Below are 15,886 nucleotides of genomic sequence, written 5' to 3' on the forward strand. Positions count from 1 at the left end.
GCACGCTTACACGTGCAGCAGCAGATGGCGGCGTTCCCACGAGCTGATCACGCGGAAGAACGCTTCGTATTCGGTTTCCTTCAGCGCGAAATACGCCTTCAGGAACTTGGGCCCGAGGATCTCGCCGAGCGGCTCGCACGCGGCCATCAGCGTCAGCCCTTCCTCGAGATTGCGCGGCAACTGGTACGGCAGGCTGTAGCCGTCGCTCACCAGCGGCTCGGTCGGCTCCAGACGCTGCGTCATGCCGAGGTAGCCGGCCGCGAGCGTCGCGGCGAGCGCGAGGTACGGGTTGCAGTCCACGCCCGGGATGCGGTTTTCGATGCGGCGCGCGGCCGGGCCCGAATGCGGAATGCGGAACCCCACCGTGCGGTTGTCGTAGCCCCACTGCACGTTGATCGGCGCGGCCATGAAGCGCGACAGGCGGCGATACGAGTTGATGTACGGCGCGAAGATCGGCATCAGCGCCGGCGTGTACTTCTGCAGCCCCGCGAGGTAGTTGTAGAACATCGACGTCGCGCCGCCCGTCTCCTGCGACGTGAACAGGTTCTGGCCCGTTTCCTCGTCGACGATGCTCTGGTGCACGTGCATCGCCGAGCCCGGTTCGTCTTCCATCGGCTTGGCCATGAACGTCGCGTACATGTTGTGACGCAGCGCGGCCTCGCGCACCGTGCGCTTGAACAGGAACACCTGGTCGGCCAGCGACAGCGCGTCGCCGTGCATGAAGTTGATCTCCATCTGCGCGGCGCCGACTTCGTGGATCAGCGTGTCGATGTCGAGGTTCTGTGCTTCGCAGTACTCGTAGATGTCCTCGAACAGCGGGTCGAACTCGTTGACGGCCTCGATCGAATACGACTGGCGGCCCGTTTCCGGGCGGCCCGTGCGGCCGACCGGCGGGCGCAGCGGCAGGTCGGGGTCCTTGTTCATGTCGACCAGGTAGAACTCCAGCTCGGGTGCGACGACGGGCTTCCAGCCCTTCGCCTTGTACAGGTCGAGCACGCGGCGCAGTACGTAGCGCGGCGAGATCTCGACCGGCGAGCCGTCGAAATGCACGCAGTCGTGGATCACCTGCGCGGTCGGGTCGACGGCCCACGGGATCAGGCGGATCGTCGACGTGTCGGGCACGCACACCATGCCGGGGTCGGTCACGCCGGTGAGCGATCCGTCTTCCGGATAGTCGCCGGTGACGGTCTGCACCATCACGGCCTGCGGCAGGCGCATCGATTCGCCGGACGTGAACTTGTTGCGCGGCGTGATCTTGCCGCGCGCGATGCCGGCCATGTCGGGAATGATCGCTTCGATCTCGGTGATCCGGTGCTGCTTCAGAAAGCCTTCGATGTCTTGCATGTCTGTTCTCGTTGTCTGGTGGGCGCGCTCAGGCGAGCGCGGCGGCGGCCGTGGCCCGCGTGCGGGCGGCGCGGCGGGCGCGGCAGGCGTCGCCGAACGCGCGGAAGATCGCGCTCGACAGCGGGTTCTGCGCGTGCTGCCATTCCGGATGTCACTGCACGGCGAGCGCGAACGCCGGCGCGTCGGCGACGCTCACGGCCTCGATCAGGCCGTCCGGCGCGACGGCCTCGATCGCGAGGCCCGCGCCGAGCCGCGCGATGCCCTGCTTGTGCAGCGAGTTCACGTGCACTTCGTCGCGGCCGCCGGCGAGCGCATGCAGCTTGCCGCCGGGCGTCAGGCGCACGACGTGCGCGGGGCCGTATTGCGTGTCCAGCGGCGCGTCGTCGTCCTCGCGGTGATCGGCGAGGCCGGGCACGTCGTGCACGTGCTGGTGCAGCGTGCCGCCGAAGACGACGTTCAGCTCCTGGAAGCCGCGGCATACGGCGAGCACGGGCACGCCTGCGACGATGGCCGCACGCAGCAGCGGCAGCGTCGTCGCGTCGCGCGCCGGGTCGTGCTTCGTGCCCGGCGCACTCGGTTCGCCGCCATACAGATGCGGCTCGACGTTCGAGTAGCTGCCGGTAAACAGCAGCCCGTCGACCGCGTCGAGCACGTCGTCGGTCGACTGGCGCTCGCCGAGGGCCGGCAGCACCATCGCGAGCGCCTGCGCGCCGTCGACGATCGCGGCGACGTACTTGTCGCCGACCGTATGCGACGCGTGGGCGCCGAGCTGGGTGAGGTCGGCGGTGATGCCGACGAGAGGTTTCCTTTCCATGACGTCAATCAGTAATCCGTAGGGACGTGACGTGCATCGAGCCGAATGCGGCAAAACGCGGGCGCGACACGACCCCGCAGCCGGGCGCGAGGCGCACGGCCGCTGGTGAATGGGCGCAACGGGATGGCGTGGCGATCCGCGCTGCGCGCGACGGTCAGGCCGTCGTTCGGTTCATCGCGATGCGCGACGCGGCAACGCATGCGCGCACGCGTTCCGTCACCGCATGGACGATGCGGTTGGCGAATCGGCGGACGAAACGAACGGCGTAAAGAAAGGAGAGGCGCTACGGCAGCAGCGACGCCACTTCGTCGGTATCGACGGCGACGAATGCGCGTGCGGAAACGGCGTTGTGGCGCCGAACGGAACGACGGGACAGGATGGTGTAGATCGACAGGTGAAGCAGGCGAGGACTATGCCAGCCGCAACTGCCGTCGGAAGCGGGACCGGCGCTGCGCAAACTTCGCACATCGCCTCGATCCCACCTCACCAGAGGGCCACGGACTCTCACGATTACACTCGACTGGTTTGTTGAAAGTATTGAACACCTGATCGTTTCGACGCGCGGGGCGTTTAAAATAATCGAGGCGCCGGCCCTGCGTCATTCAACATTGACGGGCATCGATTGCTGCATTGCGATGCCGCTTTGACGCTGACCTGAGAGCCAGCATATACGAGCCAATAACGGCGTCAAATGTTTTTTAATGGTCCTGCATCAGGGCTTTCCCGAGCAGTACGAATAAAAGATTCATAAAGGGAATAGTCGGCGCGCCGTCCATTATTTCGAACGGCTTTCAGGGTTTTCCCCGCTGATGTGCGTCATAAAGTGATTAGAATATTCAACGGCTGTCCCATGCGTCGTTTCACTTTGTCATCGCACTTATCGTGTCCGAAACCGAATCGATGTCCACCGAAGTCGCCGAGCGCCTGCGTTTCGTGCGCAACAAGCATGGCCTGTCGCAGCGCGAACTCGCGAAACGCGCCGGCGTCACCAACGGCACGATCTCGCTGATCGAACAGGGGCGCGTGAGCCCGTCGGTCGGCTCGCTGAAGAAACTGCTCGAATGCATTCCGATGAGTCTCGCCGAGTTCTTCACGTTCGAACTCGTCGAATCGCGCGCGATCGTGTCGCGTCGCGACGAGATGCCGAACCTCGGCAACGAGTTGCTCGCGTTTCAGCTCGTCGGCGCGAACGTGAAGGACCGCAACATGTGCATCCTGCGCGAAACCTATCAGCCGCTGGCCGACACGGGCCCCGAGATGCTGGTGCACGCGGGGCACGAGGGCGGCGTCGTCGTGTCGGGCCGGCTCGAGCTGACCGTCGACGGCGCGACGTGGCTGCTCGACCCCGGCGACGGCTACTACTTCGAAAGCCGTTTGCCGCATCGTTTTCGCAATCCCAGCGCGGAACTGATCTGCGAGGTCGTCTCGGCCAATTCGCCGGCGACCTTCTGACCGCGCGTCACCGCATTCGCTGCAGGCCGGCCGCGTGCCACGCGCGCGGCGTGCCGCATCGCGAATGCCACAACATTGAGGTATCCCGATGAACAAGTTGACTTTGGCTGACTGGCAACGCAAGGCGGCGTCGCTCGAGATCGAAGGGCGCGCATTCATCGATGGCGCGCCGCGCGACGCGCACGGCGGCAGGACCTTCGACTGCGTGAGCCCGATCGACGGCCGCGTGCTGGCGAAGGTCGCCGACTGCGGCGAAGCGGACGTGAACGCCGCCGTCGCGGCCGCGCGCCGCGCGTTCGATGCGGGCGTGTGGGCCGGCCTGAACCCGCGCGAGCGCAAGGCCGTGCTGCTGCGCTGGGCCGCACTGATGCGCGCGCATCTCGACGAGCTGTCGCTGCTCGAGACGCTCGACGCGGGCAAGCCGATCGGCGACACGACGACGGTCGACGTGCCGGGCGCCGCGTACTGCGTCGAATGGTTCGCCGAGGCGATCGACAAGGTCGGCGGCGAGGTCGCGCCGGCCGATCACCATCTCGTCGGCCTCGTCACGCGCGAGCCGGTCGGCGTGGTGGCCGCCGTCGTGCCGTGGAATTTCCCGATCCTGATGGCCGCATGGAAATTCGGCCCCGCGCTCGCGGCCGGCAACAGCGTCGTGCTGAAGCCGTCGGAGAAATCGCCGCTGACCGCGATCCGCGTCGCGCAGCTCGCGTTCGAGGCCGGCATGCCGGCCGGCGTGTTCAACGTGGTGCCGGGCGCGGGCGAGCCGGGCAAGCTGCTCGCGCTGCATCGCGACGTCGACTGCATCGCGTTCACGGGCTCGACGGCGGTCGGCAAGCTGATCATGCAGTATGCGGCGCAGTCGAACCTGAAGCGCGCGTGGCTGGAGCTCGGCGGAAAGTCGCCGAACATCGTGCTGCCCGACTGCCCCGATCTCGACCGCGCGGCGCAGACGGCGGCCGGCGCGATCTTCTACAACATGGGCGAGATGTGCACGGCGGGCTCCCGGCTGCTCGTGCATCGCGACATCAAGGATGCGTTCATCGAGAAGCTCGTCGCGGCCGCGCGCGCGTACGTGCCGGGCAATCCGCTCGATCCGTCGGTGTCGATGGGCGCGATCGTCGACGGCATCCAGCTCGAGCGCGTGCTCGGTTACATCGAGGCGGGGCGCGGCGAAGGCCGGCTCGTGACCGGCGGCGCACGCGTGCATGCGGAAACGGGCGGCTTCTACGTCGAGCCGACGGTGTTCGAGGTGAAGCCCGATGCGAAGATCGCGCGCGAGGAGATCTTCGGGCCCGTGCTGTCGGTGATCGTGTTCGACGACGTCGACGAGGCCGTCAGGATCGCGAACGACACCGAATACGGGCTGGCCGCGGCCGTATGGACGTCGAACCTGACGACCGCGCACGACGTGTCGCGCCGGCTGCGCGCGGGCACGGTGTGGGTGAACTGCTATGACGAGGGCGGCGACATGAACTTCCCGTTCGGCGGCTACAAGCAGTCGGGCAACGGCCGCGACAAGTCGCTGCACGCGCTCGAGAAGTACACCGAACTGAAGTCGACGCTGATCCGGCTGCGCTGACGCATGGGTGGCTGCCGGCGCCTCGCCGTTCGGCGGTGCGCCGGCGATCGCAAGCGCGTTACGCGCTGCGCAGCGCGGGATGGAAGCCGGCGGCTTCGATGATCGACCGCACGCGTTCGGCGCCTTGCGCCGACTCGACCTTGACGATCTTCGCCGCGACATCGATGTCGAGCTTCGCGGCGGGATCGGCGGCCGTCACCGCGCGCGTGATCGCGCTGGCGCAACCGCCGCAGGTCATGTCCTGGACTTCGAATTCCATCGTGTGTTCTCCGGGTTGGTGGTTGACGAATACGTTCAGCATGAAGCTTGCCATGGTGGGAAGGTCAAGTGCGCCGCATACGGCGGTGGGCATCGCATCAGCCATTTGTAATGCTGAGGTCTGATGAATGGGCATTTGCATGCGTGCGTCAGTCCGAATCTTTCCCGATTGACGGCCGTGCATTGCCGGCAAAACCCGGCAAAGCCTTGCGCGGCAACGCGCGCGTCGCATCGACGGTGCACGATCTCCATGCCGCGAGTAAGGGTACTTCGAGGTGAAAATGCGAATCGATCTTAGTATCGATTCCCTTCCATATTTCAAACCATTACGCACATGACCCGTTTCGCTATCGGTTTCGCATTGGCCCTGCTGGGCGCGTCGGCCACGTCCGCCTTCGCTGCCGACGACGTCGTCAACCTCACGCTGAAGGACCACAAGTTTTCGCCGGACGGCGTGACGATTCCTGCCGGCAAGAAGGTGAAATTCGTCGTGAAGAACCTCGACGCGACGCCCGCCGAATTCGAGAGCGACGACTTCAAGGCGGAGAAGGTCGTGCCGGCCGGCAAGTCGGTCGAGATTCTCGTCGGGCCGCTGAAGGCCGGGACCTACGAGTTCCACGACGAGTATCACGAAGCGCAGTCGAAGACGCACCTGACCGTCAAGTAAGCCGATACCGACATGCTGTCCACTGCCCTGATCGTCTTTCGTGAAGTGCTCGAGGCCGCGCTGGTGGTCTCGATCGTGATGGCCGCCACGAAGGGCGTGCCGCGGCGCGGCTGGTGGGTGGGCGGCGGGCTGGTCGGCGGCGTGGTCGGCGCCGGCCTGATCGCGGCGTTCGCCGACGTGATCTCGCAATGGGCGTCCGGCATGGGGCAGGAGGTCTTCAACGCGGGCGTGATGTTCGTCGCGACGCTGATGCTCGCGTGGCACTGCATCTGGATGAGCCGGCACGGCCGCGAAATGGCGCTGCACATGGGCGAGGTCGGCCGCGCGGTCGCGGGCGGCCGCCGGCCGCTGACCGGGCTCGCGATCGTGGTCGGCGTCGCGGTGCTGCGCGAGGGTTCCGAGGCCGTCCTGTTCCTGTACGGGATCGCGGCCGGAGACCCGGGGCAGACGCCGCAGATGATCGCGGGCGGGCTGCTCGGCGTGCTCGGCGGCGCGGGCCTCGGCTATGCGATGTATGCGGGTTTGCTGCAGATTCCGCTCAAGCGCCTGTTCTCCGTCACCAACGGGTTGATCGTGTTGCTGGCGGCGGGCATGGCAAGCCAGTGCGTCGGCTTCCTGCTGGCCGCGGGCCTCGTGCCGTCGTGGGGCGATGCGGTGTGGGACACGTCGTGGCTGCTCAAGGAATCGAGCATCGTCGGCAAGGCGCTGCATACGCTCGTCGGCTATACCGCGCGCCCGGCGGGTATCCAGATCGCCGTGTACGTCGCGACGCTGGTGGCGATCGTCGTGCTGGCACGGCTCGTCGGCCGGCCGCGGGAGACGGTGAGGCCGCCGCACGCCGCGGCGTGAGTCGAGGGGTTCGAATGAAAGAAGGGGCGTCGCGGACGCCCCTTCTTCATTTGCGGTGCGCGCCGCACCTGCGCGGCCTCATCGGTGACGGCCGTGGGTGCGCGCTTGCGTTCGGTCAGCTGTGGTTGTCGATCCACGCGCGCGCCCATTCGAGCCCTGCATCGCGCGCGTCGTCTTCGGTGTCGAATACGCCGAGCACGCCCGACGCCTCGACCAGCCGGTTGTTCTGCGTGATCGTGCCGCTCGCCGCGAAGCGCTCGGGCTGCATGATCTCGTCCTGCTGCAGGATCGCGTGGCCCCAGATCTGGTAGCCGTGGTAGGTCTGCGCTTCCATTATCGAGTCACCTCCGCGGAGCGGCCGTGCGTGCCGACCTGCAGCACGTTGCCGTCCGGCGTGTATTGACGCGGGATGTCGGAGAACGTGAGCGCATGCGTCGCGTCCGGTGCGCCCGGCTGCATCACCGTGAGATGCCCCGGCGCGGGTTGCGCCACGGGGCGCGGGGCGGCCGGCGTATCGGTCGCGGTGGCGGCCGGGCGGTGCGGGCCGGCTTTCACGGCCTGCGCGACGCGGCGCTTGTGCGGTTTCGCGGTGGCTTTCGGCGTGGCGCTCGCGTGCTTCTCCGCGCTCTTGCCGGTACGCGCGTCGGCGCCCGGGCGCGCAGCCGGCGTGCGAGCCGCGGGTTGCCGCGCCTCGGGCGGGTTCCAGACCTCGACATAGTGCTCGGCGGCCCAACTCGTCGACGCGAACGTCAGCGCCAGCAATCCGCATCCAAACAGTCTTACCATTGTCTCTCCGTCATATTCGTTGCGGCGCGCGTGCGGCCGGGCCGTGCATGGGCAGTCGGGGAAGCCGGCTCAGGAGAACACCTCGAGCCCGTGTTTTTCGACGATCTGGAGCATGCGCGCGGCGATGCCGCTCGGCCGCTTGTCGCCCTGTTCCCATTGGCGGATCGTCGATGTCGTCGTGTTCAGGTAGAGCGCGAACACGCTCTGGCTGACGTTGACCGACTTGCGGATGCGGGCGATCGCTTCCGGATCGAATTGCGGCGCGGCTTCGATGCAGAGATCGTCGTATTCCCGCATCGTCTTCTTGTCGAGCAGGTTGGCGCGATAAAGCCCCGACGCGGCGCTGTGGATCGCCTCCGTTGCGTCGCTCTTGAATCGACCCTTGGCCATTGCAAATCTCCACAAGCGCTTTCAGTGCGACCGGCGTCGCGATGTCGCTGTCGGTGTGTCGACCTACGTCCGCGGCGCGCTTTCCGAGGCGCCTCTTCCAGACGTTGCCGCCGGGATCGACGCCCCGGCCGCAGGCCAGTTCCCGCACCGCGCGGTAGAGCTCGCCATCGGCGATTCCGCTTTCCCGCTGCCTGGTGAAACCCCTTCGTCTTGAACACGCGCCGTACGGAAGCAGGCATGTCGAGCCGGTCGAGTCAGCACCGGATTATATACCACTACGTGGTACATATTTCGACCTGGCCGAATGGCCTGCCTTGCGCGCGCACGCGGCGGGGACGGCCCGGCGAGGGGCCATCCCGTCGCGCGGCCTTACTCCACCGTCACCGATTTCGCGAGGTTGCGCGGCTTGTCGACGTCGGTGCCGCGCGCGCACGCGGTGTGATACGCGAGCAGTTGCAGCGGCACGACGTGCAGGATCGGCGACAACTGGCCATAGTGTTCCGGCATCCGGATCACGTGCAGGCCGTCGTCGTTGACGATCTGCGTGTCGGCATCCGCGAACACGTATAGCTCGCCGCCGCGCGCGCGCACTTCCTGCATGTTCGACTTCAGCTTCTCGAGCAGCGTGTCGTTCGGCGCGACCGTCACCACCGGCATCGCTTCGGTGACGAGCGCGAGCGGCCCGTGCTTCAGCTCGCCGGCCGGATAGGCTTCGGCGTGGATGTACGAGATTTCCTTCAGCTTCAGCGCGCCTTCGAGCGCGATCGGGTAGTGCAGCCCGCGGCCGAGGAACAGCGCGTTTTCCTTGCGCGCGAATTCCTCCGACCACGCGATGATCTGCGGCTCGAGCGCGAGCACGCTGTTCAGCGCGGCCGGCAGGTGGCGCAGCTCCTTCACGAATTGCGCTTCCTGCGCGGCGTCCACGTGCCCGCGCAGCTTGCCGAGCGTCGCGGCCAGCACGAACAGCGCGACGAGCTGCGTGGTGAACGCCTTCGTCGACGCGACGCCGATCTCGGTGCCCGCGTGCGTCAGGAACTGCATCTCGGTCAGGCGCACCATCGCGCTCGTCGCGACGTTGCACACCGCGAGCGTATGCGTATGGCCGAGCGACTGCGCATGCTTGAGCGCCGCGAGTGTATCGGCCGTCTCGCCCGATTGCGAGATCACGAGCACGAGCTGGCGCGGGTTCGGCACCGACTCGCGGTAGCGGTATTCGCTGGCGATCTCGACCTGGGTCGGGATCTTCGCGATCGATTCGAGCCAGTACTTCGCGGTGAGGCCCGAGTAGTAGCTCGTGCCGCACGCGAGGATCAGCAGGCTGTCGATTTCCGCGAACGCGGCGGGCGCGGCGTCGCCGAACAGCGTCGCGTCGAAGGCTTCCGTCTGCGGCACGGTGTCGCCGATCGCGCGCGGCTGCTCGAAGATTTCCTTCTGCATGAAGTGGCGATAGGGCCCAAGCTCGACCGCGCCGCCGTACGCGCTGACCACGCGGATCTCGCGCTGCACGGTGGCGCCGTGGCGATCGACGATCGTCACGCCGTCGAGCGACAGCTCGCACACGTCGCCTTCCTCGAGGAACGTGAAGCGGTCGGTGCTGCCCGCGAGCGCGAGCGCGTCGGACGCGAGGAAGTTCTCGCCGTCGCCGTGACCGACGACGAGCGGCGAACCCTGGCGCGCGCCGACGACGGTGTGCGGCTGGTCCTTGTGGATCACGGCGATCGCATACGCGCCGTGCAACTGGTGAACGGCTTCGCGCACCGCGTCGAACAGGTTGCCGCGGTACAGGCTGTGCACGAGGTGCGCGATCACTTCGGTGTCGGTCTGCGACACGAATTCGTAGCCCTTCGCGCGCAGCGTTTCGCGCAGCGTCTCGAAGTTCTCGATGATGCCGTTGTGCACGAGCGCGAGCGCGTTCGACGAGAAGATCGGGTGCGCGTTGTGCGTGACGGGCGCGCCGTGCGTGGCCCAGCGCGTGTGCGCGACGCCGGTCGAGCCTTCGAGGTGCGTCTCGCGCACCTGCGCATCGAGATCGGCGACGCGCGCGACGCTGCGCGCGCGCTTCGGTGCGTCGGGCTCGAGCACGGCGACGCCGCACGAGTCGTAGCCACGGTATTCGAGGCGCCGCAATCCTTCGATCAGCACCGGAACGATATTACGCTGCGCAACTGCGCCGACAATGCCGCACATGAATGGTCAGTCCTGTAAGTCGACGCGGGCGCCGCGCGGGCGCCCGCAAAAGGTTCAGCTCTTCTTCTTGACCGGGCGGACGTAGCCGCTCTTCGCGGTCTGCGTCTTCTCGTTCAACGCGAGGACGCCTTCGGCGACGTCCTTCCAGATCGTCGTGCCGGCGGCGATCGTCACGCCGCGGCCGACGCGCACGGGCGCGACGAGCTGCGTGTCGGAGCCGACGAACACGTCGTCCTCGATCACGGTGCGGAACTTGTTCGCGCCGTCGTAGTTGCAGGTGATCGTGCCCGCGCCGATGTTCACGCGCGCGCCGATGTCGGCGTCGCCGATGTACGTGAGATGGTTCGCCTTCGAGCCGTGGCCGATCACCGCGTTCTTCACCTCGACGAAGTTGCCGACGTGCGTTTCGTCCGCGAGCTGCGCGCCCGGGCGCAGCCGCGCGTACGGGCCGATCACGGTGTGCGCGCCGAGTTCGGCGCCGTCGATGTGCGTGAACGCGTCGATGCGCGTGCCCGTGCCGATCGATGCGTTGCGGATCACGCAGTTCGCGCCGATCGTCACGTCGTCGGCGAGCGTCACGTTGCCTTCGAACACGCAGTTCACGTCGATCGATACGTCGCGGCCGCAGCGCAGCGCGCCGCGCACGTCGAGGCGCGCCGGATCGGCGAGCGTGACGCCGTCGACGAGCAGCGCATCGGCGACGTTGCGCTGGTGAATGCGTTCGAGCTCCGCGAGCTGCGCCTTGCTGTTCACGCCGAGCGTTTCCCATTCGTCGTCGGGCTGCGACGTGACGACCTCGAAGCCGGCCTCGATCGCGAGTTCGACGACGTCGGTCAGGTAGTACTCGCCCTGCGCGTTTTCGTTCTTCAGCGCGCCGAGCCACATCGACAGCTGGGCGGTGGGCGTGACGATGATGCCGGTGTTGATCTCGGCGATCTTCAGCTCGTCCGGCGACGCATCCTTCTGCTCGACGATGCGCGTGACGAAGCCGGCCGCGTCGCGCACGATCCGGCCGTAGCCGGTCGGGTCGTCGAGCGTGACGGTCAGGATCCCGTAGCGGCCGTCGAGCGCGGCATCGACGAGACGGCGCAGCGTCGACGCGCGCGTGAGCGGCACGTCGCCGTACAGCACGAGCGTCGGTTGCGCGGGATCGAGCAGCGGCAGCGCCTGGCGCACCGCGTGGCCGGTGCCGAGCTGTTCGGCCTGCACCGCGAACTGGACGTCGGGCGCGGCGACAGCGGCCTGGACCTGCTCGGCGCCGTGGCCGACGACGACGACCAGCCGGGACGGCTGCAGCGTGCGTGCGGTGTCGATGACGTGGGAGAGGAGCGGCCTGCCAGCCAGGGGGTGAAGCACTTTCGGCAGCGCGGAGCGCATGCGCTTGCCGGTGCCTGCCGCCAAAATCACGATATTCATGGCGCCAGCTTGTCAGAGGAGTTTGAAGCCCTCTATTTTAGCATGCGGCCCCTGGCGCTCCGGGCCTGTCGCGGCGGGGCGACGGCGCCGGAAAGGGCTGCCGGCGCCCGGTTCCGGCGGGTGTTCCGCCCCTGCTTACAGGTCGTCGAACTGGACGATCGAGATCGGCCGGGCGGCGCCCGGCGCCGCCGACTCGTCACCCGACGCGCACGGTTCCTCGTCGAACGCGATGTCGCCTTGCGGGTCGGCCTCGCCCGTCGCGCGCAGCGACTGGAACGGATACAGCGTCGTGTCCATCAGGTGCGACGGCACGACCTTCGCGAGCGCGTTGAACATGTTGTCGACGCGGCCCGGGAAGCGCTTGTCCCAGTCGCGGATCAGCGCCTTCATTTCCGCGCGCTTCAGGTTCGGCTGGCTGCCGCACAGGTTGCACGGGATGATCGGGAATTCGCGCAATTCCGCGTATTTCTCGAGATCGGTTTCCTTCACGTACGCGAGCGGGCGGATCACGATGTTCCTGCCGTCGTCCGACTGCAGCTTCGGCGGCATCCCCTTCAGCTTGCCGCCGTAGAACATGTTCAGCAGCAGCGTCTGCACGATGTCGTCGCGGTGATGGCCGAGCGCGATCTTGGTCGCGCCGAGCTCGCCGGCCACGCGGTACAGGATCCCGCGGCGCAGCCGCGAGCACAGCGAGCAGGTCGTCTTGCCTTCCGGCACGAGCCGCTTGACGATGCTGTAGGTATCCTGGTTCTCGATGTGGAACGGCACGCCGACCTGCGTCAGGTATTCGGGCAGCACGTGCTCGGGGAAGCCCGGCTGCTTCTGGTCGAGGTTCACCGCGACGATGTCGAAGTCGATCGGCGCGCGCTCGCGCAGGCGCAGCAGCACGTCGAGCATCGCGTAGCTGTCCTTGCCGCCCGACAGGCACACCATCACCTTGTCGCCGTTCTCGATCATGTTGTAGTCGCCGATCGCCTGGCCGACCTGGCGCACGATCCGCTTGAACAGCTTGTTGTTCTCGTACGCTTCCTTCTGCTCGCGGCGCGTCAGCGCGGGGCGGCCGGCCGACGCGGCGGCGTCGTCCAGCGTGGCGGCGTCGGCCGCCGTGTCGTTCATGTGGGGGGCGTTCATGCGCGCTCCTCGTCCTTGATGCGAAAGACTTCGACGCCGACGGCGTCGCAGTCCGGATAGGCGTCCGGTTTCTCGGTACGGACGCGTACCGCGCGCACGGTGTCGTGCGCCAGCAGGTGCGCGGCGATCGAATCGCACAGCGTTTCCTGCAGGTGGATGTGGCCGCGCGCCAGGCATTGCGCGACGCTCTGCTTCATCAGGTCGTAGTCGACGACTTCGTGCAGCCGGTCGTCGACCGGGGTGGACAGCGCGAGCGGCACGAACAGGTCGATGTTGATGACGACGCGCTGCTCGCCGCGCTTCTCGTGTTCGAAGGCCCCGATGTTGATGTGCACCTCGTAGTCGCGCAGGTAGAGCCTGCGGCAATCCGCGAGGCGGGGGTGCAGGAGAGCGGAAAACATGGTCGTCCCAGTCAAATTGGCGTGCGCGCACGCAAAGCGGCGCGGGCGGCGGCTCTCAGGCCGCGCCCGCGCGGTTCATTCATTCGGGCCGGCGGCGGGCGGCACCAGGTGCTCGCCGCCGTCGACTGTCAGTGTCGCGCCGGTGACGCCGGGCGCGCTCGCGAGATAGCAGGCGGCCGCCGCGATGTCGTCCGCGTGCGGCGCGTGGCCGCGCACCAGCGCCGCGACCCGCACCTTCGGCGCGAGCGCCAGCGCGAGCGCCGACGTCGCGCGGTTCAGTGCGGCCTGCATCAGCGCGTGCGACAGCTGCGCTGGCGCCGGGTGAAACAGGGCCTGATCCAGTACGTGGATCGCGCACGCGCGCAGCGTTTCGTCGTCGCGCGCGGCGTCGGGCGTCGCGTCGGCGAGTGCGCGCGCCAAGGCGAGCGGCGCCGTCACGTTGCGTGCGAGCGCAGCAGCGAGCGACGCGCCGTCCACCGTGTGCGCGTCGTCGGCGCCGGCGCTGGCGCTGACGAACACCGCGCACGCGGGCCGGCCGAGCGCTTCGCCGCACGCGGCGACGAGCGCGGCCGCATCGGTTTCCAGGGCCAGATTGGCGTCGAGCACGGCCGCGCGACGGCCGAGCGCCGCGACTTCGGCGACGAGCGCGTCGGCGGCCGCGCGCGGCGCGCCGTGGCCGCGCTGCAGCGCGACGTCCCAGCCCCGGCGGGCGAAACCCGTCGCGAGCGCACGGCCGATCGACGCGGCGTCGGCCGCGCTGCCCAGGGCGCCCGTGACGAGCACCACGCGTGGGGTCGACGTATCGGCTGAAACGGTCATTTACAATGCCGGGATGAACCCGAAAGCTCACGAACCCGCTAGTTTACCTGCTCCCGGCCCTGACGCGCTCGCGCAGTCCGAAACCCTCGCCGCGCAACTGCGCGACGAGATCGCGACGGCCGGCGGCTGGCTGCCGTTCGACCGCTTCATGGAGCGCGCGCTGTATGCGCCGGGCCTCGGTTATTACAGCGGCGGCGCGCGCAAGTTCGGGCGTCGCGCCGACGACGGCAGCGACTTCGTCACCGCGCCGGAGCTGTCGCCGCTATTCGCGCAGACGCTCGCGAATCCGGTCGCCGAAGCACTGGCGGCGAGCGGCACGCGCCGCGTGATGGAATTCGGCGCCGGCACGGGCAAGCTCGCGGCCGGGCTGCTCGCGGCGCTCGACGCGCCGGGCGTCGAACTCGACGAATACCTGATCGTCGACCTGTCCGGCGAACTGCGCGAGCGGCAGCGCGACACGATCGAAGCCGCGGTGCCGGCGCGGGCCGCGAAGGTGCGCTGGCTCGACGCGCTGCCTGAGCGGTTCGAGGGTGTCGTGGTCGGCAACGAGGTGCTCGACGCGATGCCGGTGCGCCTCTTCGCGAAGGCGGACGGCGCGTGGCGCGAGCGCGGCGTCGCGCTCGACGCGCGGCAGGCGTTCGTGTTCGACGACCGGCCGGTCGGCGCGGCCGCGTTGCCGGCGGTGCTCGCGGGGCTGGACGTCGGCGACGGCTACGTGACCGAAACGCACGAGGCCGCGCTGGCGTTCACGCGCACCGTCTGCACGATGCTCGCGCGCGGCGCTGTGCTGCTGGTCGACTACGGTTTCCCTGCGCACGAGTACTACCACCCGCAGCGCGACCGCGGCACGCTGATGTGCCACTACCGCCACCACGCGCACGACGACCCGTTCGTGTACCCGGGCCTGCAGGACATCACCGCGCACGTCGAATTCACCGGCATCTACGACGCGGGCGTCGCGACCGGCGCCGATCTGCTCGGCTACACGTCGCAGGCGCGCTTCCTGTTGAACGCGGGCATCACCGACGCGCTGGCCGCGATCGATCCGTCCGACGTCCACGCGTTCCTGCCGGCCGCGAATGCGGTGCAGAAGCTGATCTCGGAGGCCGAGATGGGCGAGCTGTTCAAGGTGATCGCGTTTTCGCGCGGGATCGACGGCACGCTCGACGCGTTCGCGCGCGGCGACCGTTCGCACGCGCTCTGACGGGCGCGACACATGTACGTTCCCTATGTAAACGGGCCTCAGGCATGTTGCGCTGGCTATTGACGACGTTCATCGCGGTGATGATCCTCACGCGCTGCTGGCCGTGGCTCGGCAAGCTCGGCATCGGACGGATGCCGGGCGACGTCACGCTGACGCTCGGCGGGCGGCGCTACCCGTTCCCGTTCATGTCGACGCTGGTGCTGACGATGCTGGTATCGATGGTGGCGCGGCTGCTCTGAATCGAGCGGGACGGCGCGTCGCGGTCGCGCCGCGGCGCGCGCGTGAGGGTGCTGCGCGTCACAGCTCGATCTCGCCGAGGATCCGGTGCGCGAGCGCCTTGGCTTCCTCGAACGCTTCTTCCTCGCTCGAACTCGTCGTGTGGACGTCGTAGCGCATGTTTTCCGTCTCGTCGCCGTCGTCCCGCGCCAGGATCACGTAGCCCTGAAACTCGCCGTTGTCCGAGCGGTGCGTATGCGCCTTGGCCGTGTAGATGCCTTTGGTGAACGTGTTCGTGTCCATCGTGCCTCTCCCGCAATAGGACGCTTCATCGTAGCACTGCGGCGCAGCATGGTGAATGCGGTTTATCGGT

General features: G+C 67.9%; 18 protein-coding genes and 2 pseudogenes. 6 read left to right on the top strand and 14 right to left on the bottom strand.

Annotated features, from left to right (window positions below):
• Positions 1 to 6: 6 nt before the first annotated feature.
• The 3 genes and pseudogenes from LGN10_RS29495 to LGN10_RS29505 form a co-directional block, all read right to left on the bottom strand.
• A complete protein-coding gene (locus tag LGN10_RS29495) occupies positions 7 to 1,344 on the bottom strand; it encodes a glutamine synthetase family protein (RefSeq protein ID WP_226225889.1) in 1,338 nt (445 codons plus the stop codon).
• 28 nt (positions 1,345 to 1,372) lie between these two features.
• Positions 1,373 to 2,158: pseudogene (locus tag LGN10_RS29500) on the bottom strand (gamma-glutamyl-gamma-aminobutyrate hydrolase family protein).
• 283 nt (positions 2,159 to 2,441) lie between these two features.
• Positions 2,442 to 2,624, bottom strand: coding sequence for a hypothetical protein (locus LGN10_RS29505; protein ID WP_059576381.1), 183 nt, complete (start codon positions 2,622 to 2,624; stop codon positions 2,442 to 2,444).
• A 434-nt stretch (positions 2,625 to 3,058) separates the two neighbouring features.
• Between LGN10_RS29505 and LGN10_RS29510 the strand changes: the two genes are divergently transcribed.
• Together LGN10_RS29510 and LGN10_RS29515 are read left to right on the top strand one after the other, a co-directional pair.
• The gene (locus LGN10_RS29510; protein WP_226225891.1) at positions 3,059 to 3,610 is read left to right on the top strand and encodes a cupin domain-containing protein; all 552 of its coding nucleotides are present in this window, start codon (positions 3,059 to 3,061) and stop codon (positions 3,608 to 3,610) included.
• A gap of 88 nt (positions 3,611 to 3,698) precedes the next feature.
• Positions 3,699 to 5,189 carry an aldehyde dehydrogenase gene (locus tag LGN10_RS29515; RefSeq protein WP_059641229.1) on the top strand — a complete coding sequence of 497 codons (1,491 nt, stop codon included), beginning with the start codon at positions 3,699 to 3,701 and terminating at the stop codon, positions 5,187 to 5,189.
• A 58-nt stretch (positions 5,190 to 5,247) separates the two neighbouring features.
• Here the strand turns inward: LGN10_RS29515 and LGN10_RS29520 are convergent, their stop codons facing one another.
• Positions 5,248 to 5,448, bottom strand: a complete 201-nt coding sequence (locus tag LGN10_RS29520) for a heavy-metal-associated domain-containing protein (protein ID WP_226225905.1) — start codon at positions 5,446 to 5,448, stop codon at positions 5,248 to 5,250.
• A 333-nt stretch (positions 5,449 to 5,781) separates the two neighbouring features.
• Here LGN10_RS29520 and LGN10_RS29525 point away from each other — a divergent pair, with 333 nt between their 5' ends.
• Both LGN10_RS29525 and LGN10_RS29530 read left to right on the top strand, forming a co-directional pair.
• Entirely contained in the window at positions 5,782 to 6,114 is a 333-nt protein-coding gene (locus tag LGN10_RS29525; RefSeq protein ID WP_006488047.1) for a cupredoxin domain-containing protein, read from the top strand.
• Between the two features lie 12 nt (positions 6,115 to 6,126).
• Positions 6,127 to 6,963, top strand: a complete 837-nt coding sequence (locus LGN10_RS29530) for an FTR1 family iron permease (protein ID WP_226225893.1) — start codon at positions 6,127 to 6,129, stop codon at positions 6,961 to 6,963.
• 115 nt (positions 6,964 to 7,078) lie between these two features.
• On the opposite strand, the gene LGN10_RS29535 is transcribed toward LGN10_RS29530, so the two are convergent.
• From LGN10_RS29535 to LGN10_RS29570, 9 genes and pseudogenes are all read right to left on the bottom strand, one after another.
• Positions 7,079 to 7,297, bottom strand: a complete 219-nt coding sequence (locus LGN10_RS29535) for a hypothetical protein (RefSeq protein WP_006477594.1) — start codon at positions 7,295 to 7,297, stop codon at positions 7,079 to 7,081.
• Positions 7,297 to 7,749, bottom strand: coding sequence for a hypothetical protein (locus tag LGN10_RS29540; RefSeq protein ID WP_226225895.1), 453 nt, complete (start codon positions 7,747 to 7,749; stop codon positions 7,297 to 7,299). The genes LGN10_RS29535 and LGN10_RS29540 overlap by 1 nt, the downstream gene beginning before the upstream one ends.
• A gap of 69 nt (positions 7,750 to 7,818) precedes the next feature.
• A complete protein-coding gene (locus LGN10_RS29545) occupies positions 7,819 to 8,139 on the bottom strand; it encodes a helix-turn-helix domain-containing protein (protein ID WP_059576393.1) in 321 nt (106 codons plus the stop codon).
• Positions 8,135 to 8,378: pseudogene (locus LGN10_RS33770) on the bottom strand (type II toxin-antitoxin system RelE/ParE family toxin); the annotation flags it as partial. The pseudogene LGN10_RS33770 and the gene LGN10_RS29545, both read right to left, overlap by 5 nt.
• A 130-nt stretch (positions 8,379 to 8,508) precedes the next feature.
• On the bottom strand, positions 8,509 to 10,326 hold the full coding sequence (gene glmS, locus LGN10_RS29550; protein WP_060317126.1) for a glutamine--fructose-6-phosphate transaminase (isomerizing): 1,818 nt from the start codon (positions 10,324 to 10,326) through the stop codon (positions 8,509 to 8,511).
• Positions 10,327 to 10,380: 54 nt separating this feature from the next.
• On the bottom strand, positions 10,381 to 11,742 hold the full coding sequence (gene glmU, locus LGN10_RS29555) for a bifunctional UDP-N-acetylglucosamine diphosphorylase/glucosamine-1-phosphate N-acetyltransferase GlmU (protein WP_226225897.1): 1,362 nt from the start codon (positions 11,740 to 11,742) through the stop codon (positions 10,381 to 10,383).
• Between the two features lie 135 nt (positions 11,743 to 11,877).
• Complete coding sequence (gene ttcA, locus LGN10_RS29560) at positions 11,878 to 12,873, bottom strand: tRNA 2-thiocytidine(32) synthetase TtcA (RefSeq protein ID WP_059576403.1); 996 nt, start codon at positions 12,871 to 12,873, stop codon at positions 11,878 to 11,880.
• Positions 12,870 to 13,274 (bottom strand): dihydroneopterin aldolase, encoded by a 405-nt coding sequence (locus LGN10_RS29565; protein WP_059576406.1) that lies wholly within the window; start codon positions 13,272 to 13,274, stop codon positions 12,870 to 12,872. Before LGN10_RS29565 ends, ttcA begins: the two co-directional genes overlap by 4 nt.
• A gap of 75 nt (positions 13,275 to 13,349) precedes the next feature.
• Positions 13,350 to 14,093 carry an SDR family oxidoreductase gene (locus LGN10_RS29570; RefSeq protein WP_226225899.1) on the bottom strand — a complete coding sequence of 248 codons (744 nt, stop codon included), beginning with the start codon at positions 14,091 to 14,093 and terminating at the stop codon, positions 13,350 to 13,352.
• 13 nt (positions 14,094 to 14,106) lie between these two features.
• Here LGN10_RS29570 and LGN10_RS29575 point away from each other — a divergent pair, with 13 nt between their 5' ends.
• Both LGN10_RS29575 and LGN10_RS29580 read left to right on the top strand, forming a co-directional pair.
• On the top strand, positions 14,107 to 15,297 hold the full coding sequence (locus LGN10_RS29575) for a class I SAM-dependent methyltransferase (RefSeq protein ID WP_059576412.1): 1,191 nt from the start codon (positions 14,107 to 14,109) through the stop codon (positions 15,295 to 15,297).
• A gap of 44 nt (positions 15,298 to 15,341) precedes the next feature.
• Positions 15,342 to 15,536, top strand: coding sequence for a DUF2905 domain-containing protein (locus tag LGN10_RS29580; RefSeq protein WP_011546377.1), 195 nt, complete (start codon positions 15,342 to 15,344; stop codon positions 15,534 to 15,536).
• A gap of 58 nt (positions 15,537 to 15,594) precedes the next feature.
• On the opposite strand, the gene LGN10_RS29585 is transcribed toward LGN10_RS29580, so the two are convergent.
• Positions 15,595 to 15,816: a hypothetical protein gene (locus LGN10_RS29585; RefSeq protein ID WP_059576415.1), complete on the bottom strand. Its 222-nt coding sequence runs from the start codon at positions 15,814 to 15,816 to the stop codon at positions 15,595 to 15,597.
• Positions 15,817 to 15,886 lie beyond the last annotated feature (70 nt).

This window comes from Burkholderia sp. AU32262 (genome assembly GCF_020419985.1).
Classification (GTDB): domain Bacteria; phylum Pseudomonadota; class Gammaproteobacteria; order Burkholderiales; family Burkholderiaceae; genus Burkholderia; species Burkholderia semiarida.

Coding starts and splice junctions, on each gene's coding strand:
- LGN10_RS29495 (WP_226225889.1), bottom strand. CDS start 1,344: ATGCAAGACATCGAAGGCTTTCTGAAGCAGCACCGGATCACCGAGATC.
- LGN10_RS29510 (WP_226225891.1), top strand. CDS start 3,059: ATGTCCACCGAAGTCGCCGAGCGCCTGCGTTTCGTGCGCAACAAGCAT.
- LGN10_RS29515 (WP_059641229.1), top strand. CDS start 3,699: ATGAACAAGTTGACTTTGGCTGACTGGCAACGCAAGGCGGCGTCGCTC.
- LGN10_RS29520 (WP_226225905.1), bottom strand. CDS start 5,448: ATGGAATTCGAAGTCCAGGACATGACCTGCGGCGGTTGCGCCAGCGCG.
- LGN10_RS29525 (WP_006488047.1), top strand. CDS start 5,782: ATGACCCGTTTCGCTATCGGTTTCGCATTGGCCCTGCTGGGCGCGTCG.
- LGN10_RS29530 (WP_226225893.1), top strand. CDS start 6,127: ATGCTGTCCACTGCCCTGATCGTCTTTCGTGAAGTGCTCGAGGCCGCG.
- LGN10_RS29535 (WP_006477594.1), bottom strand. CDS start 7,297: ATGGAAGCGCAGACCTACCACGGCTACCAGATCTGGGGCCACGCGATC.
- LGN10_RS29540 (WP_226225895.1), bottom strand. CDS start 7,749: ATGGTAAGACTGTTTGGATGCGGATTGCTGGCGCTGACGTTCGCGTCG.
- LGN10_RS29545 (WP_059576393.1), bottom strand. CDS start 8,139: ATGGCCAAGGGTCGATTCAAGAGCGACGCAACGGAGGCGATCCACAGC.
- glmS (WP_060317126.1), bottom strand. CDS start 10,326: ATGTGCGGCATTGTCGGCGCAGTTGCGCAGCGTAATATCGTTCCGGTG.
- glmU (WP_226225897.1), bottom strand. CDS start 11,742: ATGAATATCGTGATTTTGGCGGCAGGCACCGGCAAGCGCATGCGCTCC.
- ttcA (WP_059576403.1), bottom strand. CDS start 12,873: ATGAACGCCCCCCACATGAACGACACGGCGGCCGACGCCGCCACGCTG.
- LGN10_RS29565 (WP_059576406.1), bottom strand. CDS start 13,274: ATGTTTTCCGCTCTCCTGCACCCCCGCCTCGCGGATTGCCGCAGGCTC.
- LGN10_RS29570 (WP_226225899.1), bottom strand. CDS start 14,093: ATGACCGTTTCAGCCGATACGTCGACCCCACGCGTGGTGCTCGTCACG.
- LGN10_RS29575 (WP_059576412.1), top strand. CDS start 14,107: ATGAACCCGAAAGCTCACGAACCCGCTAGTTTACCTGCTCCCGGCCCT.
- LGN10_RS29580 (WP_011546377.1), top strand. CDS start 15,342: ATGTTGCGCTGGCTATTGACGACGTTCATCGCGGTGATGATCCTCACG.
- LGN10_RS29585 (WP_059576415.1), bottom strand. CDS start 15,816: ATGGACACGAACACGTTCACCAAAGGCATCTACACGGCCAAGGCGCAT.